Here is a 25,799-nt window from a genome sequence, read left to right as displayed (position 1 = left end):
GACAAATATGGCAAAAGTGATTGTTGTAACTTCCGGTAAAGGTGGCGTTGGCAAAACGACATCCACCGCCGCGATAGGCGCTGCGCTGGCGCAACGCGGCGAGAAGACTGTCGTTATCGATTTCGATGTCGGCTTGCGTAATCTCGACCTCGTCATGGGAGCAGAACGTCGCGTCGTGTTCGATCTGGTCAACGTCATTCAGGGCGACGCGAAGCTTCCGCAGGCTTTGATCCGTGACAAGCGTCTTGAAACGCTCTACCTGCTGCCAGCCTCGCAGACGCGTGACAAGGATAACCTGACCACCGAGGGTGTCGACCGCGTTATGGAAGACCTCAAGAAGGAGTTCGACTGGATCATTTGCGACAGTCCCGCCGGGATTGAACGCGGCGCCACGCTCGCCATGCGCCATGCCGATATGGCGGTCGTCGTAACAAATCCCGAGGTCTCGTCGGTGCGTGATTCCGATCGCATTATCGGTCTGCTGGATGCCAAGACGCTCAAGGCCGAGCGCGGCGAACGCGTGGAAAAACATCTTCTCCTGACCCGTTACGATCCCGTTCGCGCTGAACGCGGTGACATGCTGAAGGTCGAGGATGTGCTCGAAATCCTGTCGATCCCGCTTCTGGGTATCATTCCCGAGAGCCAGGACGTCCTGCGGGCATCCAATATCGGCTCACCCGTAACGCTAGCCGATCAGCGCAGCGCGCCCGCATTGGCTTATCTCGACGCAGCCCGCCGCCTCGCCGGTGAAGAAGTGCCGATGACTGTTCCATCCGAAAAGCGCGGCCTTCTGGGTAAACTTTTCGGAAGGAGAGCGGCATGAGCCTGTTTCGTTTCTTCAGCAAGCCTGCTTCCGCGCCGCAAGCGCGTGAACGGTTGCAGGTTCTGCTCGCCCATGAAAGGGCGTCACACGAGCATTCCGATCTTGTGGCTGTGCTGCGGGAGGAAATCCTCGCCGTCATCGCCAAGCATATCCAGATCGACCGCGATAAGGTCAGCGTGAAGATGGACCGGGGTGATCAGATGTCGACGCTCGAAGTCGATATCGAACTGCCGTTGAAAACGAAAGCGAAGGTGCGGGCAGCCTGATTAACACCAATCTTGCGGATAGCCAGAAAGATGGAGGGAAAAACCATGAACCGAGGTGCACTTCTCACCAGATTGAAGGAGCTTCAGGAACTTCCAAAGTTTCAGAAGCGGGATATCTGTAGCATAAGCGCTTTCTTGCAGCTTGAAGCACTGGCAGAGCATGTCAGGGTCTGCGAAGAAGCAGCAGGTGTTGCGCAAACGGGGCAGGATCATTGATCCTGCCTTTTTGTGATCCGCTTGGATGAACTGCCAACTCTTCGGCAGGGTGACCGGAGAGTGGATCAATGCGGTCATGCGTTCACGGCACGGCAAAGAACATCTGCAAATAGCAGCCGAGAAAGACAAGAGCGATCAGCGCCGCGATGAGGAACAGGAGCTTCATCCTTCATGCATCGCTCAATCGCTGTTCACGTTCAAGAAAACAGATGGTGATTGACGGCCACGGTAGGGAAAGCCTTTCCCTGGTCCGTTGCTTTAACGACAGCGCGTGCGGTCAGGTGACTATCATTTTTGCAGAAGTGGCGCGAGTTCCTGACGTGCTGTCATGAGGACGGTCTGCGTCAAACCTGCAAGTCTGTCGGCTGCCAGGCGGTTCACCTGCCAGAACAAGGGAATATCCAGAGCCGTCTCGGGGATGAGTTCCACCAGCCGCCCGTCTTTCAAATGCTGATCGACCAACTGCACCGGGTTCATCCCCCATCCCATGCCCGACAGGCTCGCATCGACGAAGGCCTGTGTCGACGGAAGCCAATGTGTCGGGCAGGTCATATCCGCTTTGAGAGCGGTACGTACCCACTGATCCTGCAACCTGTCCTTCTGGTTGAATGTCAGTGCCGGGGCCTTGGCAATAGCATTGCGGGTTACGCCGTGGGGAAAGTACCGGGCGATGAACTCCGGCGATGCCGTGGCGCGGTAGCGGAGAATACCAAGCGGAGTGAGGCGACAGCCTTGCACCGGTTTGGACAGGGACGTGACGGCTGCAATGACGCGTCCCCGTTGCAGCCATTCGGCGGTATGATCCTGGTCATCAACCGCGATGTTGAACAGATAGTCCGATGTCGTGCTGAAATGCGAAATCGCTTTCAGAAACCACGTGCCGAGACTATCAGCATTGGCCGCTATATGCAGTGTTACGCGCTGCGCAGTATTTTCGCTGCCGGACAGTCCGGGCAGTTCCGCCAGAAGCTCGCGTTCGAGCATGCCGACCTGCTCGATATGACGGCATAGCCAGTCACCTTTTTCAGTGGCAATGCAGGGCGTGCCGCGTTCAACCAAGACAGCGCCCAGCCGTTCTTCCAGATGTTTCACGCGCTGCGAGATTGCAGATGGAGTGACGTTCAATGCACGCGCTGCCTTCTCAAAACTGCCCGTCTGAACCACCATTGCCACTGCTCTCAGTGCAGAATAGTCGATCATTAGAATCTCTAAACTGAATTTATGATAATTAACTATTCTAACGAGCTTCCATCCGCTATCCAAGTGCCAACCTACTCCCAGATGGCGACCACTCATGAATCCCTCAGTTTACGTAACCGGCCTTACCATGGGCCTGAGCCTGATCGTTGCTATTGGCGCGCAAAACGCCTTCGTATTGCGGCAGGGATTGCGGGATGAGCATGTGTTCGCAGTCAGTCTCGTTTGTGCCATATCGGATGCTGTCCTGATCCTCATTGGCGTGACGAGTTTCCAGAAGATCGCTGCCATCATGCCAGCCCTCGATCCCATCATGCGGTATGGCGGGGCGGCTTTTCTTATCTGGTATGGTGCGCGAAGCCTTCATTCCGCCTTCACATCATCTGCCGCACTGGCAACGGCGAACGGGGCGTCGGTAAGCCTTACAAAGACACTGGCGACCTGTCTCGCGCTGACATGGCTCAATCCGCATGTATATCTGGATACGGTCATCCTTCTCGGAACGATCTCCACGCAGTTTCCAGGTCTGGAAACATCGTTTGCCGCAGGTGCGATCACCGCGTCTTTCGTGTTTTTCTTTTCCCTTGGCTTCGGTGCACGCTGGCTGCGCCCGATTTTTGCCCGGCCATCTTCGTGGCGTATTCTGGAAGGCGTGATTGCCGTCACGATGTGGTCAATTGCATGGAAGCTCGTGATCGGCATGTAAGGAAAAGCCGGACACGTTAAACGCATCCGGCTCTTTCAGTTTTCAAAGGGAATTTGTCTACAGCCCCATGGCCTTGAGCTCCTGAAGCGGAGGGATCGTTTCGTACATGACGGGATCGAGGCGGTCCCAGATGATTCCGCAGGTCGGCTTGTGCGGGTCTTTAACCTCTATGGTGCGAGTGGGCGTGAAAATAACGTCCGCAACCGTGTCGTAGACATCGGGTGTAAGCTTTTCGGCCAGAACCTGGCAGTCATGTACAATAGCGGCTGCTGGCGTCGCAGCGGTAATGCGGCCCAGACGATAAAGCATGCCCCATTCGGCATCAAAGAAGCCGTGACCTTTTCCGAAGCGGACGCCTTCAAGATTGATAGCGCCGGTGCCGGTGACCATGTAGTCGACAACCGGCATGGATGAAATGTCTTTCAGCGTTACCGGTTGCCCAACGCGCTCCATGCCGTCGAGCGTCGAGGCATAAAGATAATGATCCGGCGAAATCAGTTTCGGATCGAGAACCCAGAAGCCGCGTCTGATGGAATAAGTGGTTATCAGAATGGTCTTGCCGTCTTTCAAAGCCTGGAGGCGAAGACGGTCCAGACAATTGTCGGGCGTGATGAAGATGAAATCGGCGTTCTGGTAGTATCGATGGTTGGTCAGGCGAGCGACTGCCTCCTCGCCGCCTTCAAAATCCGCGATGAATTCGCCAAAGTCGAAATGGAAACGGCTGTCCGGAACAGCGACCTTGCGCAACTCGCTCCAAACACGTTCGCGAACGGAAGCTTTGTGATCGGTAATTTCCATGGGGACTCCTTGCATTTTAGTCTGCCGGGCTCATACCCCGGCGGGCGAGCACATGGCGCTCGCAAAGGGCTACGATCTGGTAGAAAAAGACGGACAGCATGACGGACAGCACGGCGACGGCCCAGATCATGCCGTAGTCGAGATATCCGCGGGATTGGTTGAGCAGGTTTCCAAGGCCTGTTCCCGTTGCCAGCCATTCGGCAATCATGACGCCGAGGAGCGCGCGTGGCACAGCCAGGCGGATGGCAGCGAAGAGATAGGGCAGGGAGGCTGGCACCGATACCAGGCGTATCTGTTTCCAGATGCTGGCACCGTATGCACGGGGCACATCCAGTGCCGCACGAGGAACCAGTGCCATGCCCTGAGCCATGGTCACGAAGGCGGGAAAGAATGTGACCGAAATGGTAATCCAGAGGATGACTGACGGTCCTCGCCCCAGCAACAGAACGAGCAGTGGCGTCAGTGCAACGAGAGGCATGGTCTGTGTGACAAGGGCGATCGGCATGAAGCCACGCACAATGGCAGGCTTGGCGACTGAGGCTATGGCGAGTGCAAAGGCAAAAAGGATGCCTGCTGCCATACCGAGAAATGTGAGGGGCAAGGTCTGCGAAAGCGCTGTCAGCAATTTTGCCTGTGCGGGAGCTGCGGACGGAGCGAGAAACAGATAATCGAACAGTCCGGCAGGCGTTTTGGCAATCATGGCCGGTGTTCCCATGACGACGAGCAACAGCCACCACAAGAGGAACGGCAGCGCGACCGAACAAATGGCGAGAACAAAATTCAGACCGTAGGAGCTGCGCGGAGCCGCATCTGGAGCGTTGGCGGGTACGGTGATAGCCTTGGTGCTGCCGGTCAGCACCTTTGCAGCAATGGAAAAAAGCGCATAGGCCAACCCTGCGAGCAGGGTGGCGCACAAGCCGATACCCCATAGCCGGGTCGGTTCGGCTCTCCCGAGAGAACCGATAAGATAGGCACCGAGACCGAAGCGGCCGCCGCCGCCGAATTCGGCCAGAATGGAGCCCAGAACTGCGTTCGGAGCGGCAATGCGCAGACCTGCGAGGATCGACGGCAGGGCTGACCGCCATTGTGCCAGATACAGCACTTTCCATCGGTTGCCGCCATAGGCGCGGACGATATCGACCATGCGCCGGTCCGTCTGGCTGATGCCGGTTACGGTGGCGGCCATGGTGATGAAATAACAACCAAGTGCCGCCAGCGTGACACGCGGCGTCATGCCTGAAAAAGTCAGCACCAGAATGGGGGATATGGCAATCGGAGGGAGGGCGAAAATCGCGATGTTGATGCCACGTCCCAGTTTAGCGGCGGCGGGAAACAGAGCGAACAGGATACCTGCTGCAACGGCAACGAGATTGCCGATGATAAAGCCCGCACCTGCGCCCTGAAGTGTGGCCAGTATGTGGGCTGGATAATCGGCGCGGTCGATCCACAGACGAGCCAGGATCGCCGAAGGTGCCGGCAAGGCGCCACCTGCGATCAGCGAAAAGCGACCGCATATCTCCCATACAGCAAGAAGGATAATCCAGTTGCGCAAGGTGGTGAGATGGTTCGATGGCTTCCCGTCAGCCATGCAGGGCCTCTGCGACGGCGTCCTCCAGCGCATGGAACTGCGATGTGCTGAAAATCTCGGGGCTGCGTGGACGTTCAAGCGGAATATCTATGATTTGTGCGATGCGCCCGGGGCGGCTGTGCATCACCACGATCCGGTCGGCAAGGAAAACTGCTTCGTCAATTCCATGGGTAACAAGCAGCGTTGTCGCTTTGCTTTCCAGCCATATGCGTTGAAGCTCAATGTTCATCTGACGGCGCAGTATCTGATCGAGCGCCCCGAAAGGTTCATCAAGGAACAGAACGCGCGGATCGGTAACCAGAGAACGGGCGATTGCGACGCGCTGGCGCATGCCGCCCGAAAGCTCGCCGGGAAGCGCCTTTTCAAAGCCTTTGAGGCCGACGAGAGCAATCAGTTCCGCAATCCGTTCATTCTTTGTAGAACGCGCAACACCGAGAACATCCAGCGGTAGGGCGATGTTGTCTTCGACGCTGCGCCACGGCATCAGCGCCGCGTCCTGAAAAGCCACGCCGGTCAAGCCGGCTTTTGCAGCCTCGATCGGGCTTTTGCCCATGACAGAAATCGAACCATTATCGGGCCGGTCAAGGCCTAGTGCCAGCCGCAACATGGTGGACTTGCCGCAGCCGGACGGTCCGATAAGTGCAGTAAACGAACCTGTTGGGCATTCAAGCGAAACGTCGGAAAGTGCAATCACATTCGTGCCGCGCCCCGAAAAGGAGCGCGTCACGTTTTCAAGTTTGATCCCGGACATGTCAGGCATCAAATCTCTTCGAGAAGGGTTGTGTCGAAATGATCGCGCTTGGCGGCGATGCCGATAGTGCCGAGCGCCTTGATCGTTTTCTCGATGGCTTCTTCGCTCATGGAAAACACGCCATTCGGCGTCTCGATGAGTGGCTTCTGCGCAGTGTTGAAATAGACTTCATTTTCGACAGATCGACCGGTGCCCTTGAACCAGCTGTCGGCAAACTTGGGCGGATAAGCTGCGGGGTCTTTGAGATTTTCGTTCCAACCCTTGCGGCTTGCGCGAAGGAAAGCAACAATATCCTTGCGCTTTGCCTTGAGCGTTTCTTCCGTCACGACAACCGTATCGTTGAAAATGGTGAAGCCGAAATCGTAGAGCAGGAAGGACACCGCCTCTTCACCGGCCTGCTTGATGGTGAAAGGAACATTGGTCGTAAAATCGAGCGATGCGTCGATCTCACCCTTGATGAGCGGCGTCGGGTCGTAAGCGTAGGGAACGATATTGACCTGGGATGGGTCGATACCTGAAATTTTTAACATGGCTTCGACCGAGATTACGTTGACCGGCGGCACAGCCAGCGTCTTGCCGATCAGGTCCTTTGGTTCCTTGATCGGATTTTTGGCAAGCGAAATAATGCCGATAGGATTCTTCTGGTACTGGGCGCCGATGATCTTGAAAGGTGCACCCTGCTCGACGATGGCCTTGATCGTCGTGTCGGGGGTGGTGAGGGTCAGGTCAGCCTTGCCCGCAATGATCGCGCTTTCTGGAATGACATCCGGACCGCCGGAAATGTAATTGAGATCAATGCCTTCTTCGCGATAAAAACCCTTGTCGGCCGCAACGAAATAGCCGCAGAATTCTGCGTCATTGATCCAGGAAGCCTGAAAGCTGAACGGTGAGTCCGCGGCGGCAAAACGGCTCATAGCAGGAAGGGCGGCTGCAGCACCCATAAGTCCGAGAAAACGGCGGCGATCCAGGGCTATATTCATTGAAACTTCCTTTTTGGTGCTGAATTGTCACGCAATACCGCGCATGCGGGCAAGTTCACGCAGCGGTGGAATCGACTGTATTTCCTCCGCGGAAACTTCGTTCCAGCGGATACCGCGCGGTCGGCGGCGATTGCGCGAGATTTCAATCAGGCGGCTTGGTGTGGCAATGAAATCGAGAGCAATATCGCTTTCGGAAACGTTGAGGCGCTCTTCAACGATCTGTACGTCGTGGACGGCTGCGACAATCAGGGATTGCTCGTCTGCAAGTCCCAGGTCGGTAAACATGCCCCATTCCAGATCGAAGAACGCATGGCCTTTGCCAAAGCGTACCCCATCAATGGAAACAGCGGATGCGCCAGTCGCCACGACATCAAATCGGCCGATATGGGTCAAATCTTCGAGACTGACCGGTCGGCCGAAATGTTCCATCCCATCAAGCCAGGCTGCGGCTTTCTCCAACCCCGGGGGAACGGATCCCGGTTCCAGCAGGAGAAAGCCGCGCTGCATGCCGTAGGTCGGCATGATGAATGGTGTACCCGCCTTGATCAGGCGACGGCGCAACTCGATCATGGAATTATCCGGGGTGACAAAAACCAGCTCGGCTTTCGCAATCCCTTCAAGCGCCAGCAAACGATCGGTAGCTGCCTCGACGCCTTCAAAGTCCGGAATGAATTCCGAAAATTTGAGGTGGAAGCGTGCATCAGGACGTGCGACCTCTTTCAGTCGCTCCCAGATGCGCTGCCGGGTATTGCGGGAATACGCCATGGAGATTCCATGAATTTCAATGTTTCACTATCAATGAAACAAATGTTTCAGTATTGCAAGAGGCAATGATAGGCTTTTTTAGTGCATTAGAGATTCGGAATAAACGCACATGGCTTCACGTCTGGTACTGCGCATACAGGAGCGCTACGCAAAGCTCACAGCAGGTGAGCAGAAAATCGCGCAGCTGATTCTTGAACGCGAGGACGACATTCTGATTCACTCCGCTACCGAGATCGCGGAGATGGCCGGTGTATCCAAGGCAACCACGGCTCGTTTCTTTCAGCATCTGGGCTATGCCGATTTCAATGAAGTGAAACTCCAGGCGCGTGAGGAGCGCAATCGCACCGAGCCTTACGAATATTCGGCCCAGGTTGATGAAGAAGTGCCGCTGGTGCGTACCATCAGCGCGCATCTCGATCTGGAGATCGCCAATATCACGCGAACCTTCGAGGCGCTGCGTTCCGACAAGATGCGCGAGGCTGCGGAACTCATGGCGGCCGCGCCCCGCGTCTGGGTGATCGGTATGGGCGATGAGGAAGGGTTCGCACGCTACGCGCGGCTCCTGTTTTCCAGGCTGCGGCACAGCGTGATGATCCTTGGCATCAATCAGGGTTCATGGGCTGAAGATCTGGCAATGACTGGCCCGAAAGACGTGTTGTTGCTGATTACGTTACCGCCGCATCGGGCCCTGCTAAAGCAAATTCTGGGATATGCCGCTACGAGCCGGCTGAATATCGTGACCATTACGGACCGGGGATCGGTTTCGGAGGCGCAGCGTTATGCCCGTGTCGTCCTTCCGTGCCATGTGGACAGTTTCGCATTGGGGGCATCCTATACGGCTGTCAGCAGTGCCATTCGGCTACTCGCATTGACCTACGCTTCGCTCGCGGGCAAATCGGCGCAACAGCGGTTGGAGATCGTTGCCGGAATTCACGACGAACTCGACGATATAGACTGAAATCTCCCGCTCAGTTGTCGCGGACATGCTCCGGGCGAAAGCCGATCCCGATCAGTCTGCCCGCAAGATGTGCAAGGATTGGCCAACGGGCGAGATGACGCATGAAAGCGGGCGGCCCATCTTTTCTTGTGTCATTGGTTTCGCGTCTGCGGCGATCGCTGCGCATCATGAGCTGCAACTTTTGCGTAGCCTTTGTCGGAAAGCGGCGTCGCGCTTCAACGCCTGCAAGATGGCGGGACGAGGCCCCGTTTCCCTTGAGTGGTCCGGCCAGAATATTTGCCGCTGCGACGGCATCCTGAATGGCGAGATTGACACCGAAGCCGCCGATAGGTGACATGGCATGGGCGGCATCGCCGATGCACAAAAGTCCGGGTTTCCACCATGTCTTCAGCCGGTCGATGCGCACACTCAACAGATGGACGTCGTCCCACGTACGTATTTCATCCATTCGTTCAGGGGGCAATGGGGATACGTTCGCTACCGCTTCCCTGAATGCCTCAAGCCCCTTCTGCTTTACCTCGGTGAAAGTCTGTTTGCGGAGTACGTAACCGCATTGCCAGTAGTCGCCGCGATCGATCATGACGAAACCTTGTCTTGGGCCGCCATGACCCATCGTATAGGGCGGATCGTTGGGGAGGTGAGACAGTTTCATCCAGAGTATTTCGCTTGGCGAGCCAAAGCTTTCGATCTCCATACCGGCTTTTGCGCGCACCACGGAGTTTCTGCCGTCGGCGCCCACAACGAGTTTGGCACTGATGTTGATGGTTCCATCGGGCGTAGCCGCGACGAGACCAGTGACATTTCCGTCCCGTTCAATCAGTTCCACCACGCTGGCTGGCATGACGAGTTTGAAATTGGGGTATTTCGCAGCTTCGCGTGCGATATAATTGAGAAATTCCCATTGCGGCATGAAAGCGATGAAATGGCACTGCGCCGGAATCTTCGAAAAATCCGCTATCGTTATGTCCTGACCGCCGATTTCCGCATGCAAGCGATATGCCTTGGTATGGGGTAGCGCAAGGAGCCCGTCCAGCAAGCCAAGTTCATGCATGATCTGAAGAGTGGATGGATGAATTGTGTCGCCGCGGAAATCGCGCAGAAAATCCTGATGCTTCTCGAGAACGGTTACGTTCACGCCTGAACGCGCAAGCAGAAGCCCCAGCATCAGCCCTGCTGGCCCGCCGCCCGCTATCGCGCAGTCCGTCTTCATGCAGTTGATATCCGATGTGACTGGTTGCGTCATGACATATCCACTCAACAATGCAGGGGCGGTTCGGAAGACATAAAAAGACCGGCGCTCTCATAGGTCAAGCGCCGGCTGGAAGTCTACGCGACCAGAAGAGGTCAAAACATGAATTAAATTATCATGTTTTATTTGTCAAGCTCACAGGGCCAGTTGTCGGAAGCGGGTGGGCAAATAACTGTTGCAATTTGGTCGGGATTTTCGACGGCAGGAAGTCGTAGGGAGAGTGTTTATCTAGCCAAGAGCGGGCGGCTTGCTTCTACCGAGTTGACGTTCGCGGAACACAGAGAACAGTCCGGCGCCAACGACGATAAGCGCACCAACGACGATGTTCCATGTCAATTGTTCATGGAATACCGTAACCGCGATAAATGCACCGATAACGAGCTGAAGATAGGTGAGCGGCTGCACTTCTCCTGCTTCCAGAATATCGTAAGCGCGAATGAGGAAATAATGGCTTGCGATGCCGCAGGCACAGAGTGCCGCCATCCAGAACCAGTCACTTCGCGCGATAGGCATCAGATAGAAGCTACCGACAAATGTCAGCGCCACAGCACCCGCCATCCCGGTATAGAAAAAGCTGGTCATGGCATCGTCGCTCTTGCTGACGGCGCGTGTCGCTACGGCATAGACGGCGAACATGACCATCGCGGCAACAGGCAGAAGCAGGGACGCGCCGAATTTCGCATTAACAGGATTAATGATCACCAGGACGCCGATCAGCCCGACGATGATCGCCGTCCAGCGCCTCCAGCCTACCTTTTCACCCAGAAAGGGTACGGAAAGCATGGTCACCAATAGCGGCGCGCCTTGAAATATCGATTGCGCTGTCGCCATGCCTGCGCGGCTGAGGGCGAAGATGAAGGTCACGATTTCGGCGGCAAGCAGAATACCGCGAAAAAGCTGCAGGAATGGGCGTTTCGTTGCGGCGGCTTTGGCGATGCCACCGGAACGGATTGCAAGCAAAAGAACGAAAGCTGCAAAAACCCAATAGCGGATCATCGTTATGAGGATAGGCGAATAATGGGTGCCAAGGTACTTCGAGATACCATCCTGCGTCGCAAAAATGGTAACCGCGAGAAGTGTGAAGAGGTAGCCCTGGCCTTTGCGTGTCATGGGCGCACTCATATCGAGCCTGCCCTGGCGCTGCCACCCATAAAATCAGAAATGCCCACAATGTATGAACAATCCGCCTCTATCGACGGAAGATTCCGGTCGATGAGCTTTGATGGATTGACACCCTCTCGTTCTTAGGTATTCTTTTATAAAAGCTTATATAACATAATTACGGAACAATTCGAAAAATGGGGGTTCGGCCTTGCGGATCAAACTAGCACTTCTTCTGGCTTCTGCCATGATCTTCAGCCCCGGCGTTTCGCTGGCGCAGGACAAGGGGGGCGTTATCAACGTCGCGACCATTGGTGAGCCGCCGACGCTTGACCCGATGGTGTCCACAGCGGATCTCGTGGGTATTGTCACGCAGCACATTTTCGAAACGCTTTATACGTTCGACAAGGAGTGGAAGCCGACGCCGCTGCTGGCTGAAAGCCTGCCTGAAATCAGCGCAGACGGAAAAATCTATACGATCAAGCTGCGTTCCGGCATCAAGTTCCACGATGGCAGCGATATGACATCGGAAGATGTGGTTGCGTCGCTGGAACGCTGGACAAAGCTCGCCTCGCGCGGAAAGCAGGCGTCGGCCTTTATCGAAAATATCGCGGCGACTGATCCGGCCACAGTGACGATAACGCTCAAGCAGCCTTATGCGCCATTGACCTCCCTGCTTGCCTTCAACAATTCTGCGGCAATCATCTTGCCGTCGGAAAAACAGGCCGAACCGATGACCGAATTCATCGGTACCGGTCCCTACATGCTCAAGGAGCGCAAGGCGGATCAGTATATTCAGCTTGTGCGTTTCGACGGTTACAAGTCACGTGACGGTGAGAGTGATGGTTATGGCGGTGCGCGCCATCAATATCTCGATGAAATCCGCTTCGTATCGGTCCCGGACGCCAACACCCGCGTCGAGGCTGCGGTTTCTGGACAATATGACTATGTCGATTCCATTCCGGTCGAGTCATTCGACAAGATAAAATCGTCGACGGCTTCCCAGCCATTGCTCCTGAAGCCTTTCGGCTATCCTGTCTTTGTGTTCAACACTAAGGAAGGTGTGGCCTCAAAACTGCCGGTACGAAAGGCCCTGACCCACGCATTGAGCATGGAGGACATGCTTGCGGCTGCGTTTGGCAGTACGGAATTCTACGCATTGGACGGCGCTTTCTACCCGTCCAATTTCGTCTGGAATACGGAAGCTGGCGTCGAAGGGAATTATAATGTGGCCCAGCCAGAAGCCGCGGCGGAAGAATTGAAGGCCGCCGGCTACAATGGCGAACCGCTGCGTATCCTGACAAGCCGCCAGTACGAGTTCCATTACAAGATGGCGCAGGTCGCTGCCGAATATCTGAAGCTTGCCGGTTTCAACGTGGATTTGCAGGTTGTCGATTGGGCGACGCTGACGCAGCGCCGTGCTGATCCCAAGCTCTGGGATATCTACATAACGCACAGCCCTTTCCTGCCCGAACCTGCTTTGATGGGGTCTCTGTCGACCAGTTCGCCGGGCTGGTGGGACACGCCAGCGCGTAAAACCGCAGTCGATGCTTTCACGTCCGAATCCAATCCGGAAAAGCGCGTTGCGCTGTGGGCAGACGTTCAGAAAACTATTTATGACGAACTGCCTCTGATCAAGATCGGCGACTTCAATGCTGTCGCGGCTATGTCCACCAAGCTGGAAGGCGTCGAGCCCGCGCCGTGGCCTTACTTCTGGAATGCTTCGTTGAAGAAGTAACTTCCGGCAATGCGAATGCCGTCCATCCGGTCGGCATTCGCTGAATGGTTCAATCTGGAGAATCTGATCGTATGGTGCGCTACATTCTGCAGCGGTTTGTCGGCATGGCCGTTGTCATGTTTCTGGTCGTGACGATCGTATTCGTGATCGTTCGGGTGACGCCTGGCGATCCTGCTGCTGTCATGCTTGGACCGGACGCATCGGCGCAGGACATTGCCGATCTGCGCGCCCGGCTCGGCCTCGATCAATCGCTGGTCATTCAGTACTTCTACTATATCGGTCAACTCCTGAAAGGTGATCTGGGTCAGTCGATCTTTCTTAATATGCCGGTAGGTGCAGCCTTGCTTGATCGGGCCGAACCAACGTTCTTTCTGACGATTCTTTCTCTTCTTATCGCCTGCATTATCGCGCTGCCGGTTGGCATTTACGCGGCCTACCGGCGCGGTTCCTTTGTCGATCAGGCCGCAACGACGGTTGCCATGCTCGCAGCAAGCATACCGAGCTTCTGGCTCGGTCTCATTCTCATGCAGTTTTTTGCCGTCCGGCTGAACGTGTTTCCGGTGTCAGGCTATGGCGGTCCGGGTTCGAGTTTTGTGGATCGGATGTATCATCTGATCCTGCCTGCCATCGCGCTGGGGTTGGTGTCATCCGCTCTGATCCTGCGCTTCACGCGTGCCTCGATGCTCGATGTTCTCGGCGACGATTACATTCGCACGGCACGGGCAAAAGGGTTGATCGAGCGGCGCGTTGTCATGAAGCACGCCTTCAAAAATGCTCTGATCCCGATCCTGACCGTTATCGGTCTCACCGCAGCCGTCCTGATCTCAGGGGCCGTGGTGACTGAAACGGTCTTCGGCCTGCCCGGGGTAGGCAATCTTGTCGTGTCCGCCGTTCTGCGACGAGACTACCCGGTCATTCAGGGTGCGCTGCTTGTTATCGCCGGGCTCTATGTCCTGATCAATTTCATCATCGATATGCTCTATCTGTTCGTCGATCCGAGGGTTCGCTACTGATGGCCGATCTTGTTACGACCACGCAAAAAACCCCTTCGGAACGCGCTTTGTTCATCCGTCGGCTATTCAAGCGCAAGACAGTGGCGGCGGGCATTATCGTGCTTGCGGTCTTTGCTATCCTCGCGTTGCTGGCTCCCTGGATTGCGCCTTATTCGCCCTCGAAACTATCCATCGTCAACCGCCTCAAGCCACCGAGCGAGATGTTCTGGTTCGGCACGGACGAGTTCGGGCGTGACGTCTTCTCTCGTACGATCTATGCCGGACGGCTGTCGCTTATGGTTGGCGCGGCGGTTGTTGTCCTGTCGGCGATGATCGGGGTGACGCTCGGATTGCTCGCAGGCTTCTTTCAGCGTCTGGATACGCCCATCGCCCGCCTGATCGATGCGATGATGGCATTCCCCGACATTCTGCTGGCCATTGCATTGGTCGCCGCGCTCGGACCGTCGCTGGCGACGGTCATCGTTGCGCTGTCTGTTGTCTATTCACCGAGGCTGGCGCGCATCGTGCGCGCCTCGACGCTGGTGATCCGCGAGCTGCCCTATGTGGAAGCGGCCCAGTCGCTCGGAATTTCCACATTCCACATCATGACACGGCACGTGCTGAGAAATCTGATCTCGCCGATCATCGTACAGTGCACATTCCTTTTTGCGAGCGCAATGCTCGCCGAAGCGGGGCTCTCCTTCCTCGGTCTCGGTGTCAGTCCCGAAATCCCGACCTGGGGGACAATGATAGCCGCAGGACGCCAATATATCGGCCAGGCCGACTGGATGACTTATTTCCCCGGCTTGGCCATCATTCTTTCCGTCCTCTCACTCCAGATGGTTGGCGACGGACTACGCGACATGCTCGATCCAAGACTGCGAAGGGATTTGTAATATGATTTCCGGTGAACAGGCGAAGCCGCTTCTCATCACCAATGTCAAGCCGGTAGCTTTCGGTGCAGAACATTCCGATACGACGACCGATATTCTGGTCGGGAAAGATGGCAATATCAATGCCATCGGCAAGTCGTTGAACGCACCTGCCGATGTGGAGCGTATCGATGGCAAGGGAGCCTGGATTTCGCCGGGTTGGGTCGACCTGCATGTCCATATCTGGCATGGCGGTACGGATATTTCGATACGCCCTTCGGAGTGTGGCGCTGAGCGAGGAGTGACGACGCTCGTCGATGCCGGATCGGCGGGGGAGGCGAACTTCCACGGCTTCCGGGAATATATCATCGAACCTGCCAAGGAACGGATCAAGGCCTTCCTCAATCTTGGCTCTATCGGACTTGTCGCCTGCAATCGGGTTCCGGAGCTACGAGACATCAAAGACATTGATCTTGACCGTATTCTCGAATGCTACGCAGCCAATAGCGAGCATATTGTCGGGATCAAGGTCCGGGCCAGCCATGTCATCACCGGGTCATGGGGCGTTACGCCGGTCAAGCTTGGCAAGAAGATCGCCAAGATACTCAAGGTGCCGATGATGGTGCATGTGGGCGAACCGCCGGCGCTTTACGACGAAGTTCTTGAAATCCTCGGCCCCGGCGATGTGGTCACGCATTGCTTCAACGGCAAATCCGGCTCCAGCATCATGGAAGACGAAGATCTGTTCAACCTCGCGGAACGTTGCGCGGGCGAAGGCATCCGGCTGGACATTGGCCATGGCGGGGCGTCCTTCTCGTTCAAGGTCGCGGAGGCGGCAATTGAACGGGGTCTCCTTCCATTCTCGATCTCGACGGATTTGCACGGCCACTCGATGAACTTCCCCGTCTGGGATCTGGCGACAACCATGTCCAAGTTGCTGTCCGTCAACATGCCGTTTGAAAATGTGATCGAAGCTGTCACGCATAATCCGGCGTCGGTGATCAAGCTCTCGATGGAAAACCGGCTGTCTGTAGGACAACGTGCTGATTTCACGATCTTTGATCTGGTTGACGCCGACCTGGAGACGACGGATTCCAATGGCGATGTGTCTCGCCTGAACAGGCTTTTTGAGCCCCGCTACGCAGTCATTGGCGCTGAGGCGATTACGGCCAGCCGCTATGTGCCGCGTGCGCGCAAACTCGTTCGCCACAGCCACGGCTATTCGTGGCGCTGAAACTGTCGGCGCGCATTGAATTTTGCGGGAACGTCCCGTGACGAAATGATGAGGAAAATTCGTGTCTCATTCTCCCCTGACGACTGAAGTACAGCATTCCCCCTATGACCGGCTGGCTTCGCTCGGCATAACTTTGCCGCCGCCGCCGCCGCCCATCGCGAATTTTGTCACGCATGTTCAGGAAGGCAATATCCTCTATCTTTCCGGACAGGGCCCCCGGGAAGAGAGCGGTCATTTGCGCGCGGGCAAGGTCGGTGGCGATATCGGCGTGGATCAAGCTTATCAGGATGCCCGACTGACGGGCATCAATCTGCTGGCTGTCATGCACGGGGCGCTTGGTGACCTTTCCCGCGTGAAACGGGTCGTGAAGCTCTTGGGGATGGTCAATGCCGTGCCGGACTTCGAACTGCATCCCAATGTCATCAATGGCTGCTCCGATCTTTTCATCGAAGTATTTGGTGCTGCCGGACAACATGCACGTTCAGCCGTGGGCTTCGGTTCCTTGCCGGGCAATATCACGGTTGAAATCGAAGCGATCGTTGCCCTGAAAGACTAGGACAGCCTCAATGATCGCGCCAGCCCATCAGCTTTTCGATCTTCGCTGCCGAAGCGCGCACCTGACTGGTGTAGCGGCTTTCGTCGGAAAGCACCTTCTGTTCCGGGAGCACGATGGAGATCGTCGCAACGCATTGTCCATCGGGGTCGCAGATCGGGGAAGCAATACAGGCAACTGCATAGTCGGATTCCGCAATCTGGATCGAGAGCCGCTCATCAAAGGCTTTTGCCGCAGCTTCCGAGAGGCTGGCGGCGTCGATTTCGGCCCGACCGGTCGGCGACGTCCGCGCGCAACGCTTGAAAAGCTCGACCCGTTCATTCGCAGGCAAATGACCGACCAGAAGGCGGCCGGAAGCAGTCCAGTTCAACGGGACTCTCGTACCGACACGCGAGGCAACCTGAAACGGGCTGGGGCCATCCGCCATGGCCAGAACAAGCATATGATCTCCGTCCCGGCCGCACAGCTGTACCGCTTCATTTGCTTCGCGGCACAGATCATGCATCTCGTGCGTAGCGACGCTCATAAAATCAAGCGACCGGGCGTAAGCAAGACCGTAATGATAGAGCCGCGCTCCGAGCCAGATTGCACCATCCGCGTTGCGGGCAAGCATATTCTTTTCTACGAGATCGTCGATGGTCACATAGACAGTCGACAAAGGCGCCTTGATCGCCTTTGCAATCGCATAGGGACCAGCCGGAGCACCGGTTTCATAAAGGTAATCAATCACCTGCAACGCACGATCTATGCCGCTCACACGCGAGCGCCGTGTTGACTTGGTTTCGGTGTCGTTCACGAGGGAAGTTTCGGCAGGGATAGCGGTTGACGATACGCTCACGCAAGGGCTCCATATGAAATTCGAGAAGTTATTACATTATTATGGCATAAATGTCGATGCCTGAGACAGCGAAAGAAATGGGAGAATTGAAATGACCGATGATATCCGCCGCAAGATCGGGCTTCGACCAGTCATTAATGTTTCCGGGACGATGACGTCGCTTGGCGCGTCCATCGTGGCGCCGGAGGCAATAGCGGCTATGGCAGCGATCCTGCCGCAATTCGTCGAGATCAATGATCTCCAGCGCAAGGCAAGCGAAGTGATTGCCCGACTGACGGGTGGCGAAGCCGGCTTCGTTACAGCGTCCTGCTCGTCAGGCATTACGCTTGCCGTGGCCGGTGCGATGACGGGCAATAATCTTCTCGCAATTGAGAAATTGCCGGATGCTACACCGGAAAGGAATGAAATCCTTGTGCAGACTGGCCATGTGGTCAGTTATGGCGCTCCGGTCGATCAGGCCATCCGGCTTGCGGGAGGCAAGGTGGTCCTGATCGGACAGGCAACATCGGCTCATCGCTATCACATGGAAAATGCGATTACCGAAAAGACGGCCGCGGCGGTTTACGTCGTATCGCATCATGTCGTGGACTACGGGCTTCTGCATCTAAGCGAGTTTGTCGAGATCGCGCATGCCAAGGGCGTGCCCGTGATCGTGGATGCCGCGTCTGAATATGACCTGAGGCTGTTTCTGGAAAAAGGCGCAGACATCGCGATCTATTCGGGACACAAGTTCCTGGGCGGCCCGACCTCCGGCATCGTTGCAGGCAAGAAGGAACTTGTCCGCAATGCTTTCCTGCAAAATCTCGGCATCGGGCGCGGCATGAAAGTTGGCAAAGAGAGCATTTATGGCGTTATGGCGGCGCTCGAAGCTTGGGAAAAGCGCGACCATGCCGGGATCCGCGAGAGGGAGACCGGATATCTGGAACTGTGGAAGAAGACGCTTGATGGCCGTCCTGGTATCACTGCCCTTATCGAGCCGGATCCGACGAACAATCCGCTCGACCGCCTGCGGGTGATCGTATCCCCTGCTGATGCCCACATCACGGCCTGGGACTTGGTGACTGTTCTTGCGCGAGGGAACCCGCCCATCATCACCCGCGACCACGAGGTAGAGCACAACTATTTCTATCTCGATCCCTGCAATCTGCATCCAGGTCAGGAGACCATCGTTGCTCAACGACTGGGCGAGGAACTCGACAAAGCGCGGGCATCAAACGAGATTATCGCCACGCCCTTTGAGGAGCGAAGCAAGCATCGCTTTGACGGTTTGCTGCGCTGGCCGGATTGATGGCCGACGGTGTCTGATGAAAGCGGAGGAACATCATGATGGCTGAGAATGTCGCGACGGTTGGAAAACATGAACCTGTTCTATCCGTTCGAGGACTGACCACGTCTTTTCTGGTCGATGGTGCCTGGAAGCCGGTTGTCGATGATGTTTCCTTCGATGTTCATCCGGGAGAAACGGTGGCAATCGTCGGGGAGTCCGGTTCTGGCAAGAGTGTTACTTCGCTGTCGATCATGCGCCTTCTGCAGAAGGATACGAGCCGCATCGAAGGCAGTATCAGGCTGGGAGATCGTGAGCTTCTGACGCTCCCGGAAGAAAAAATGCGCCAGATACGCGGCAACGAAATCGCCATGATCTTTCAGGAGCCGATGACGAGCCTCAATCCGCTCTTCACGATCGGGGACCAGATTTCGGAAGCGCTGCTTTGCCATTCGCCAATGTCAAAAGCAGATGCGCGCGCTGAAACGGTTCGTTTGCTTGAAAAGGTGCGCATCCCGTCCGCCGCATCGCGCTTCGATGAATATCCGCATCGTTTTTCGGGCGGTATGCGTCAGCGCGTCATGATCGCAATGGCCCTGGCATCAAGACCCAAACTGCTGATCGCCGACGAGCCGACAACGGCTTTGGATGTGACCATTCAGGGGCAGATACTTGATCTTATCAAGACGTTGCAGGAAGAAGAGGGCACGTCCGTTCTTTTCATCACACATGACATGGGCGTGGTAGCTGAAATATCGGATCGTACTGTCGTCATGTTTCGTGGCAAACAGGTTGAGACAGGAGGGACAGCCGATATTTTCCGGCAGAGCAAACATCCCTATACGCGAGCACTTTTGTCGGCGGTTCCTGTACTGGGGTCAATGCAGGGCTATCAACGTCCTCTGCGGTTTCCGATAGTAGACAATGCGACCGGCCTTTCGGAAAAGCCGGTCGAGGTGGCAGATACGGTCGACAAGATCGATGTGCCAGTGTTGGAAGTGAGAGGACTTACCAAGCGCTTTGATATCTATTCAGGCTTCATGTCTCGTCTGAGCGGGCGCGTTCATGCCGTGGAAAATGTGTCCTTCGATCTGCGCAAGGGCGAAACTCTTTCGCTGGTTGGCGAGAGCGGGTGTGGGAAATCGACGACCGGACGCGCCATCATGCGACTGACCGAACCGGATTCCGGTGAAGTCCTCGTTGAAGGGCGCAATATTCTGACGCTCGACAAGCAGGCCATGCGCGAGATGCGGCGAAAGGTTCAGATGATCTTTCAGGATCCCTATGCATCGTTGAACCCGCGCATGACGGTGGGAGCCGCTATCGCGGAACCTTACATCGAACACCGGCTGGGCAGCGCAAAGGAAGCGAAGGAAGTTGTTGCAGACATGCTGGAAAAGGTTGGCCTGACGCCGGATATGGCACAGCGCTATCCGCATGAGTTTTCCGGTGGGCAAAGACAGCGAATCTGTATCGCGCGTGCGCTGGCCCTGAAGCCGAAAGTTATTGTTGCCGATGAAAGTGTGTCGGCGCTGGATGTCTCGATCAAGGCACAGGTCATCAATCTCATGCTTGATCTTCAGCAGGAGCTTGATCTGGCATTCCTGTTCATCTCGCACGATATGGCCGTCGTCGAGCGCGTAAGTCACCGTGTGGCAGTAATGTATCTGGGAGAGATCGTGGAAATTGGTCCGAGGTCGTCGGTGTTCGAGAATCCCCAACACGACTATACACGCAAGTTGATGGCGGCCGTTCCGGTTCCTGATCCTGACCGGCGACGGGCTAAGCTTTCAAGCGAAACGGGAGAACTCAAAAGCCCAATCCGTCCGGCGGATTTCGTGGTGCCTCTGCGCGAATACCGCGAGGTGTCACCTCAGCACTTCGTGGCGTTGTAGGGCAGGCGGGCCGGTATACGAAGAAGGTGCATCAATAGATTATACGGCATCACGCGACAAAAGGTCGGCACATATGGCCGACCTTTCTGAGGTTGAAACGGCTTTCAATCAGTTTTCTATAGTTTGCTGTTTGGTCAGGTCCTCGACACTCATATCCGGTTCGTTGCGGGTTTTATAAAGCGAATACAGTACTCCGCTTGCGAGGATCGCCAGCGTTACGACAAGCGACAGCAGCGTATTGATGTGGACGCCCAGCGGCACGAGGAAAATCTTGATGCCGATCAGCACCAGAATAATTGCAAGCGATACCTGCAGATAACGGAACCGGTTCATCGCTGCGGCGAGCGCGAAATAAAGCGCACGCAAACCCAGAACGGCGAAGATGTTCGACGTATAAACAATGAACGTGTCCTGGGTAACGGCAAATACGGCGGGCACGGAGTCGACTGCGAAGATCAGATCGACGGTTTCCACCATGATGAGAGCAACTGCCAGCGGTGTCAGCCAGGTAACCACCTTGCCGGTCTTGGGATGCGGTTGTTTGACCGTAAAATTGCGGCCGTGCAACTCACTGGTGATGTTAAATCGCCGACGCAGAAATTTGAAAACGGCATTCTGTTCGATGTCGGGCGTTTCGTCCTTGTGGCCGAACATTTTGAAGCCGGTGAAAACAAGGAATGCGCCGAAGAGAAAGAGAATCCAGTTGAACTCGTGCACAAGTGCGGCACCAAGCCCGATCAGAACCGCTCTGAAGGCGATAACACCGAGAATACCCCAGAACAACACACGGTGCTGGTAAAGACGGGGGATGCCGAGGAAGCCGAAAATCGTTGCGATAACAAACATGTTGTCCATCGCAAGGCTCTGCTCGATCAGATAACCGGTATAAAACTCCAGACCGGATTCCGCTCCGCGCTGCCACCACACCCAGCCGCCGAAAGCCAGTGCGATCAGGACATAAAAGCCATAGAGCAGCAGACTTTCCTTGGCTTCGATCTCGTGTTCGTCACGATGGAGAATGCCAAGATCGAAAACGAGCAAGCCAACCACGACAATGATAAATGCCGCCCAGAAATATACAGGTGTACCGAGAAAATCGCCCGATAGGGCTACAATAAGCGAATCCATCGCCGGACCATCTCCATTTGAATAAGTGGAGCAGCCCCGACATCGCCATAGCGGTAGCCATGACCAGAGGGGCCCGGCGCTGCATTTCCTCAGATGTGTATGGTTTTGAGGAGTTCAAGGGCGAAGCTGAAAATTTTGCTTGTTTCCAACTGATAAAAAAGCCGTTCTGGGACGGCACTTTACAATATGCTGGCGGCTTGCAGTGTAAGCCACACGCCACCGAGTATGTTGCGTTTCATGTCGCGTGGGCTTACCGCGATTCTTTGTAACCAGTTGTAATTTAATGGAATCTATTTGCAGCAAGACGCGACATAATACGCCTTAAAAAATCCAACCGTAGCGTATCATGTTGATTTTCTTGAAGAAAGTTTGGCTGGGGGACCTGGATTCGAACCAAGACTAACGGAGTCAGAGTCCGCTGTTCTACCCTTAAACTATCCCCCAGCAGGGATTTGCATATGCCTTCAATTTGGAGGCCCGCAAGCGCGACAGAAGCGTTAACTCGTTCGCGACGGACCCCATCTAGCGAACTCAAACACCGAACGCAACACTTTTCTTTGAAAAAAACAAAGCGATTTCGGTTATCCAGCAATTGCTTATTTCGAGCGTGAAAACCGCAATAAACGGGCTTGCACACAGGTACTTTCCGGAAGTCGGCGCAAAAAAAGCCCGGCCAGCGGAGGAGCGAGCCGGGCAAGGGGCAGGCTGGCCGAGAGGGGACCCGGCATGTGAAGGTGGCGCCTGCCAGATATGGACTGTGTGAGTACAACAAGAGCCACGCCTTGCCGAACTCCACAGGGATGTCCGTTCAGCAAATCTGGCGTGTAGCCTTGATCCGCAGACGTGCATCTGCAAGTTCACGGAGAACGTGGGTAGGGTCGTCTATGCCACGATAATGGACCGCCGTGTAAATATCCTCACGACGCAGCCCGATATCACGCAGCATGTGATCGTCAAAATCACTCAGGTTCAGGAGTTGCCGTCGACCATTGGAAAACGTCCAGCGACGCATGATCGACGCGAATACGGCTTTCACCATTTGCTTGAGCGTGGAGGTCGATGCGCTCGTTCCCGGTAAATGCGTGGTCGTTATCTTGCTTGTCGCTGTCATGTCCGCTCTCCTTTGATTTAGCGGGGCTAGGTAATCCTTATCGTCAGGGTCATTCGCTTGCGCGGCTCCTTTTCCTTTACGATGGCGGCTTTATCCAACAATCGAATTGATTGTTCCAACGAATGTTTTTAATGTCATTCTTCAATATTAGTGATGGATCACGCCAATGAGCACGCCTCTGGATCTCGATCAGTTGCAGACCTTCATAGCCATCGCGGATACGGGCAGTTTTACGCGTGCCGCAGACGCTGTCTTCAAGACGCAGTCGGCTGTATCCATGCAGATGCGCCGTCTGGAAGAGCGTATCGGCAAGCCCTTGTTCGAGCGCGACGGACGGACCAATCGTCTTACCGAGGAAGGCGAGCGGCTATTGCTTTATGCGCGCCGCATGATGCAGCTCAATGGTGAAACCATCGCGGCATTCGATGATACTCAACTGGAAGGTCACGTTCGCATCGGCACACCGGACGATTATGCCGATCGCTTCCTGCCGGAGATCATGGCTCGATTTGCACGATCAAACCCCCGCGTGGAACTGTCAGTCGTGTGCGAACCGACCGTCAATCTGGACGAAATGATTCGCCGCGGAACGCTGGATATTGCGCTTGTGACTCAGTGCGATGACAAACGCCGGTCCGAAGTGGTTCGCACGGAGCCCTTGCTTTGGGTTGCGTCCGCCAACCACGCGGTGCATGAAGAAGCCGTATTGCCGCTGGCTGTCGGGCGTCCAACCTGCATCTGGCGTCATGCTGCTATAAACGTGCTGGAAGCGGCTCGGCGTGATTACCGCATCATAATCACGAGTTGGTCTGCGACAGTACTGGCGGCGGCGGTTCTTTCCGGGCTTGCGGTTTCGGTGCTTCCGGAGTGCGCGCTCCGCCCCGGTATGCGTGTTCTCGGCGAAGCTGACGGCTTCGGAATGTTGCCAGAATTCGGCATTGGCATCATGCGCGGCCACACAAAACAAAACGCTGTCGTAGATGCACTTGCGCAGCACATCATTGAAAGTCTAGACAATATATCGTCACCGCAGCCCGGCGCGATGGCTTCGGCGGAAATTTCGCCGTTTCCGGCGGTTCGTACGAGGAGGGTACGAGCCAACGAATTGCTGCCAGGCTGGTGATGAAGCAGTAAATCGCTGCATGGCTCCTTGACCAGCCATGCCACCTGGTTGCCTATGATGGGATGAGCATGGGTTCCGATTCGAGTTTTACCGGCGCATCGTCTAATGTCGCCGAGTATAGCGTTTCCGAAATTTCCGGCGCGTTGAAGCGCACGGTCGAGGACGTGTTCGGGCATGTGCGCGTGCGTGGCGAAATTTCCGGTTATCGTGGTCCGCATTCGTCAGGACATGCCTATTTCGCCTTGAAAGATGATCGTTCGCGGCTTGAAGCCGTAATCTGGCGCGGCTCGATGAGTCGGTTGCGATTCCGTCCCGAAGAAGGGATGGAGGTCATTGCCACGGGCAAGCTCACGACCTATCCGGGTTCGTCGAAATATCAGATTGTCATCGAACAGATGGAGCCTGCCGGTGCGGGGGCACTGATGGCGCTTCTGGAGGACCGCAAGCGACGATTGGCGTCGGAAGGCCTGTTCGATCCGGCCGTCAAACAACTCCTGCCCTTCATGCCTCGTGTAATCGGGGTAGTGACCTCCCCAACTGGAGCGGTTATTCGCGATATTATTCACCGGATCGCAGACCGCTACCCGCTGCACGTCATTGTCTGGCCCGTGCGTGTGCAGGGCGAAACAAGCGGACCCGAAGTGGCCGCCGCTGTGGATGGTTTCAATGCTCTGCCTGAAGACGGGGCAATTCAGCGGCCGGACGTGCTCATCGTGGCGCGCGGCGGCGGCAGTCTGGAAGACCTGTGGGGCTTCAATGACGAAATAGTCGTACGCGCTGTTGCCGCATCCCATATACCGGTGATTTCAGCTGTCGGCCACGAAACCGACTGGACCCTGATCGATCTTGCAGCCGACATCCGCGCTCCCACGCCGACAGGTGCGGCGGAAATGGCGGTACCGGTAAAGGCCGACCTGCTGGCAGCTCTGGCCGGGCAATCCGCACGGCTTTCCTCGGCCATTTCCCGTTTTATCGATCTCAAACGGCAAGCACATCGTTCGGCGGCGCGCGCGCTTCCATCGGCTGACCAGTTGCTGGCTTTGCCGCGTCGCCGTTTTGATGAAGCAGCCTCACGTCTTACGCGGGCACTGTTCGTCAATACGCAAAAGAAACGGGTGCACTTTGAAGGCCACGCGCGACAGTTATCGTCACGTCTCCTCCAGCGGCGGTTTACTGAACTGGAACGTGGGGTTTCCGTGCTTGGGCAGAGGTTGCCCCGCGCGCTTGAGGCATTTCTGCGAGAACGGCGGACTGCTTTCGCACATCGGTCAAATCGTCTTTCGTCCGAGCCTATATTGCGACGTACGAAGCTCACGGCTATTTCGATAGAACAGCTGGACCGCCGTCGCGACCAGGCGGTGCGGCTTCTCATTGAAAGGGCCAAACGGCGCGGACAGGAACTGGAACGTCTCATGCGCACGCTTTCTTATGAAAGCGTGCTGGAGCGCGGTTTTGCGGTTGTCTTCGATGCACAAGGTAAACCGGTAAAGCAGGCTGCATCCGTGTCGGCTGGTGACACATTGTCCGTCCGGTTTCGCGATGGTGACGTGGCGGTCGTTGCGGGCCACGGCGAAGAAAGTGAGCCCTCGAAGCCTTCACAAGCCAAAAGGTCGGCATCGCAAGGTTCCGGCAATCAGGGATCGTTATTTTAGC

At 55.9% G+C, this 25,799-nt stretch carries 26 protein-coding genes and 1 tRNA gene; 14 read left to right on the top strand and 13 right to left on the bottom strand.

The genetic code is table 11. The features are described from left to right. The first annotated feature begins 7 nt into the window (after nucleotides 1-7). Together minD and minE are read left to right on the top strand one after the other, a co-directional pair. Nucleotides 8-823 (top strand): septum site-determining protein MinD, encoded by an 816-nt coding sequence (gene minD / locus J9800_RS15630; protein WP_112586202.1) that lies wholly within the window; start codon nucleotides 8-10, stop codon nucleotides 821-823. Further along, nucleotides 820-1,089: a cell division topological specificity factor MinE gene (gene minE, locus J9800_RS15625; protein WP_006468449.1), complete on the top strand. Its 270-nt coding sequence runs from the start codon at nucleotides 820-822 to the stop codon at nucleotides 1,087-1,089. The genes minD and minE overlap by 4 nt, the downstream gene beginning before the upstream one ends. Here minE and J9800_RS15620 read toward each other — a convergent pair whose 3' ends face one another. After that, complete coding sequence (locus J9800_RS15620; protein ID WP_162792645.1) at nucleotides 1,090-1,383, bottom strand: hypothetical protein; 294 nt, start codon at nucleotides 1,381-1,383, stop codon at nucleotides 1,090-1,092. On the opposite strand from J9800_RS15620, the gene J9800_RS15615 reads away from it, so the two are divergent. Continuing rightward, nucleotides 1,331-1,525: a hypothetical protein gene (locus tag J9800_RS15615; RefSeq protein ID WP_162792654.1), complete on the top strand. Its 195-nt coding sequence runs from the start codon at nucleotides 1,331-1,333 to the stop codon at nucleotides 1,523-1,525. The two genes, J9800_RS15620 and J9800_RS15615, sit on opposite strands and share 53 nt — an antisense overlap. A gap of 68 nt (nucleotides 1,526-1,593) precedes the next feature. On the opposite strand, the gene J9800_RS15610 is transcribed toward J9800_RS15615, so the two are convergent. Further along, nucleotides 1,594-2,505, bottom strand: a complete 912-nt coding sequence (locus J9800_RS15610; RefSeq protein ID WP_114215942.1) for a LysR family transcriptional regulator ArgP — start codon at nucleotides 2,503-2,505, stop codon at nucleotides 1,594-1,596. A gap of 94 nt (nucleotides 2,506-2,599) precedes the next feature. On the opposite strand from J9800_RS15610, the gene J9800_RS15605 reads away from it, so the two are divergent. Beyond that, on the top strand, nucleotides 2,600-3,208 hold the full coding sequence (locus J9800_RS15605; protein WP_114215941.1) for a LysE/ArgO family amino acid transporter: 609 nt from the start codon (nucleotides 2,600-2,602) through the stop codon (nucleotides 3,206-3,208). A 57-nt stretch (nucleotides 3,209-3,265) separates the two neighbouring features. Here the strand turns inward: J9800_RS15605 and J9800_RS15600 are convergent, their stop codons facing one another. From J9800_RS15600 to J9800_RS15580, 5 genes are read right to left on the bottom strand one after another with little or no spacing between them, the layout of a single operon-like run. Further along, nucleotides 3,266-4,006, bottom strand: coding sequence for a 5-formyltetrahydrofolate cyclo-ligase (locus J9800_RS15600; protein ID WP_114215940.1), 741 nt, complete (start codon nucleotides 4,004-4,006; stop codon nucleotides 3,266-3,268). A gap of 16 nt (nucleotides 4,007-4,022) precedes the next feature. Continuing rightward, nucleotides 4,023-5,594, bottom strand: coding sequence for an ABC transporter permease (locus J9800_RS15595; RefSeq protein WP_114215939.1), 1,572 nt, complete (start codon nucleotides 5,592-5,594; stop codon nucleotides 4,023-4,025). Further along, a complete protein-coding gene (locus J9800_RS15590) occupies nucleotides 5,587-6,354 on the bottom strand; it encodes an ABC transporter ATP-binding protein (protein ID WP_114215938.1) in 768 nt (255 codons plus the stop codon). The genes J9800_RS15595 and J9800_RS15590 overlap by 8 nt, the downstream gene beginning before the upstream one ends. Further along, the gene (locus tag J9800_RS15585) at nucleotides 6,354-7,325 is read right to left on the bottom strand and encodes an ABC transporter substrate-binding protein (protein ID WP_114215937.1); all 972 of its coding nucleotides are present in this window, start codon (nucleotides 7,323-7,325) and stop codon (nucleotides 6,354-6,356) included. The genes J9800_RS15590 and J9800_RS15585 overlap by 1 nt, the downstream gene beginning before the upstream one ends. A 27-nt stretch (nucleotides 7,326-7,352) precedes the next feature. Beyond that, nucleotides 7,353-8,090 (bottom strand): 5-formyltetrahydrofolate cyclo-ligase, encoded by a 738-nt coding sequence (locus J9800_RS15580; RefSeq protein ID WP_114215936.1) that lies wholly within the window; start codon nucleotides 8,088-8,090, stop codon nucleotides 7,353-7,355. A gap of 109 nt (nucleotides 8,091-8,199) precedes the next feature. On the opposite strand from J9800_RS15580, the gene J9800_RS15575 reads away from it, so the two are divergent. After that, nucleotides 8,200-9,048: a MurR/RpiR family transcriptional regulator gene (locus tag J9800_RS15575; protein WP_112586185.1), complete on the top strand. Its 849-nt coding sequence runs from the start codon at nucleotides 8,200-8,202 to the stop codon at nucleotides 9,046-9,048. A gap of 10 nt (nucleotides 9,049-9,058) precedes the next feature. Here J9800_RS15575 and J9800_RS15570 read toward each other — a convergent pair whose 3' ends face one another. Together J9800_RS15570 and J9800_RS15565 are read right to left on the bottom strand one after the other, a co-directional pair. After that, nucleotides 9,059-10,291 carry an FAD-dependent oxidoreductase gene (locus J9800_RS15570; protein ID WP_114215935.1) on the bottom strand — a complete coding sequence of 411 codons (1,233 nt, stop codon included), beginning with the start codon at nucleotides 10,289-10,291 and terminating at the stop codon, nucleotides 9,059-9,061. Nucleotides 10,292-10,525: 234 nt separating this feature from the next. Further along, the gene (locus J9800_RS15565) at nucleotides 10,526-11,407 is read right to left on the bottom strand and encodes a DMT family transporter (RefSeq protein ID WP_114215934.1); all 882 of its coding nucleotides are present in this window, start codon (nucleotides 11,405-11,407) and stop codon (nucleotides 10,526-10,528) included. Nucleotides 11,408-11,645: 238 nt separating this feature from the next. On the opposite strand from J9800_RS15565, the gene J9800_RS15560 reads away from it, so the two are divergent. From J9800_RS15560 to J9800_RS15540, 5 genes are all read left to right on the top strand, one after another. Next, nucleotides 11,646-13,136, top strand: a complete 1,491-nt coding sequence (locus tag J9800_RS15560; RefSeq protein ID WP_502696723.1) for an ABC transporter substrate-binding protein — start codon at nucleotides 11,646-11,648, stop codon at nucleotides 13,134-13,136. A 71-nt stretch (nucleotides 13,137-13,207) separates the two neighbouring features. Then, nucleotides 13,208-14,149 carry an ABC transporter permease gene (locus tag J9800_RS15555; RefSeq protein WP_162792653.1) on the top strand — a complete coding sequence of 314 codons (942 nt, stop codon included), beginning with the start codon at nucleotides 13,208-13,210 and terminating at the stop codon, nucleotides 14,147-14,149. After that, nucleotides 14,149-15,024 carry an ABC transporter permease gene (locus J9800_RS15550; RefSeq protein ID WP_114215932.1) on the top strand — a complete coding sequence of 292 codons (876 nt, stop codon included), beginning with the start codon at nucleotides 14,149-14,151 and terminating at the stop codon, nucleotides 15,022-15,024. Before J9800_RS15555 ends, J9800_RS15550 begins: the two co-directional genes overlap by 1 nt. Before the next feature lies 1 nt (nucleotide 15,025). Then, a complete protein-coding gene (locus J9800_RS15545; RefSeq protein ID WP_114215931.1) occupies nucleotides 15,026-16,234 on the top strand; it encodes an amidohydrolase/deacetylase family metallohydrolase in 1,209 nt (402 codons plus the stop codon). A 61-nt stretch (nucleotides 16,235-16,295) separates the two neighbouring features. Continuing rightward, on the top strand, nucleotides 16,296-16,790 hold the full coding sequence (locus J9800_RS15540; RefSeq protein WP_162792652.1) for a RidA family protein: 495 nt from the start codon (nucleotides 16,296-16,298) through the stop codon (nucleotides 16,788-16,790). Nucleotides 16,791-16,797: 7 nt separating this feature from the next. Here the strand turns inward: J9800_RS15540 and J9800_RS15535 are convergent, their stop codons facing one another. After that, nucleotides 16,798-17,604 carry an IclR family transcriptional regulator gene (locus J9800_RS15535; protein ID WP_286167567.1) on the bottom strand — a complete coding sequence of 269 codons (807 nt, stop codon included), beginning with the start codon at nucleotides 17,602-17,604 and terminating at the stop codon, nucleotides 16,798-16,800. Between the two features lie 112 nt (nucleotides 17,605-17,716). Between J9800_RS15535 and J9800_RS15530 the strand changes: the two genes are divergently transcribed. Both J9800_RS15530 and J9800_RS15525 read left to right on the top strand, forming a co-directional pair. After that, nucleotides 17,717-18,913 (top strand): aminotransferase class V-fold PLP-dependent enzyme, encoded by a 1,197-nt coding sequence (locus J9800_RS15530; RefSeq protein ID WP_114215929.1) that lies wholly within the window; start codon nucleotides 17,717-17,719, stop codon nucleotides 18,911-18,913. 35 nt (nucleotides 18,914-18,948) lie between these two features. Then, nucleotides 18,949-20,784 (top strand): ABC transporter ATP-binding protein, encoded by a 1,836-nt coding sequence (locus J9800_RS15525; RefSeq protein ID WP_114215928.1) that lies wholly within the window; start codon nucleotides 18,949-18,951, stop codon nucleotides 20,782-20,784. A 108-nt stretch (nucleotides 20,785-20,892) separates the two neighbouring features. On the opposite strand, the gene J9800_RS15520 is transcribed toward J9800_RS15525, so the two are convergent. The 3 genes from J9800_RS15520 to J9800_RS15510 all read right to left on the bottom strand — a co-directional run bounded on the left by J9800_RS15520 (nucleotide 20,893) and on the right by J9800_RS15510 (nucleotide 23,023). Then, entirely contained in the window at nucleotides 20,893-21,912 is a 1,020-nt protein-coding gene (locus tag J9800_RS15520; RefSeq protein WP_114215927.1) for a TerC family protein, read from the bottom strand. A 370-nt stretch (nucleotides 21,913-22,282) separates the two neighbouring features. Beyond that, nucleotides 22,283-22,356 (bottom strand) — tRNA-Gln (locus J9800_RS15515). Between the two features lie 364 nt (nucleotides 22,357-22,720). After that, entirely contained in the window at nucleotides 22,721-23,023 is a 303-nt protein-coding gene (locus tag J9800_RS15510; RefSeq protein WP_114215925.1) for a DUF1127 domain-containing protein, read from the bottom strand. A 166-nt stretch (nucleotides 23,024-23,189) separates the two neighbouring features. Here J9800_RS15510 and J9800_RS15505 point away from each other — a divergent pair, with 166 nt between their 5' ends. Together J9800_RS15505 and xseA are read left to right on the top strand one after the other, a co-directional pair. Further along, nucleotides 23,190-24,146, top strand: coding sequence for a LysR substrate-binding domain-containing protein (locus J9800_RS15505; protein WP_112586163.1), 957 nt, complete (start codon nucleotides 23,190-23,192; stop codon nucleotides 24,144-24,146). 68 nt (nucleotides 24,147-24,214) lie between these two features. Continuing rightward, the gene (gene xseA / locus J9800_RS15500) at nucleotides 24,215-25,798 is read left to right on the top strand and encodes an exodeoxyribonuclease VII large subunit (protein WP_114215924.1); all 1,584 of its coding nucleotides are present in this window, start codon (nucleotides 24,215-24,217) and stop codon (nucleotides 25,796-25,798) included. The last annotated feature ends 1 nt before the right edge of the window (nucleotide 25,799 follow it).

This window comes from Ochrobactrum sp. AP1BH01-1 (assembly GCF_018066705.1).
Classification (GTDB): domain Bacteria; phylum Pseudomonadota; class Alphaproteobacteria; order Rhizobiales; family Rhizobiaceae; genus Brucella.
The sequence above is the reverse complement of the archived record's forward strand: the minus strand, read 5'-3'. Positions and strand labels throughout refer to the sequence as shown.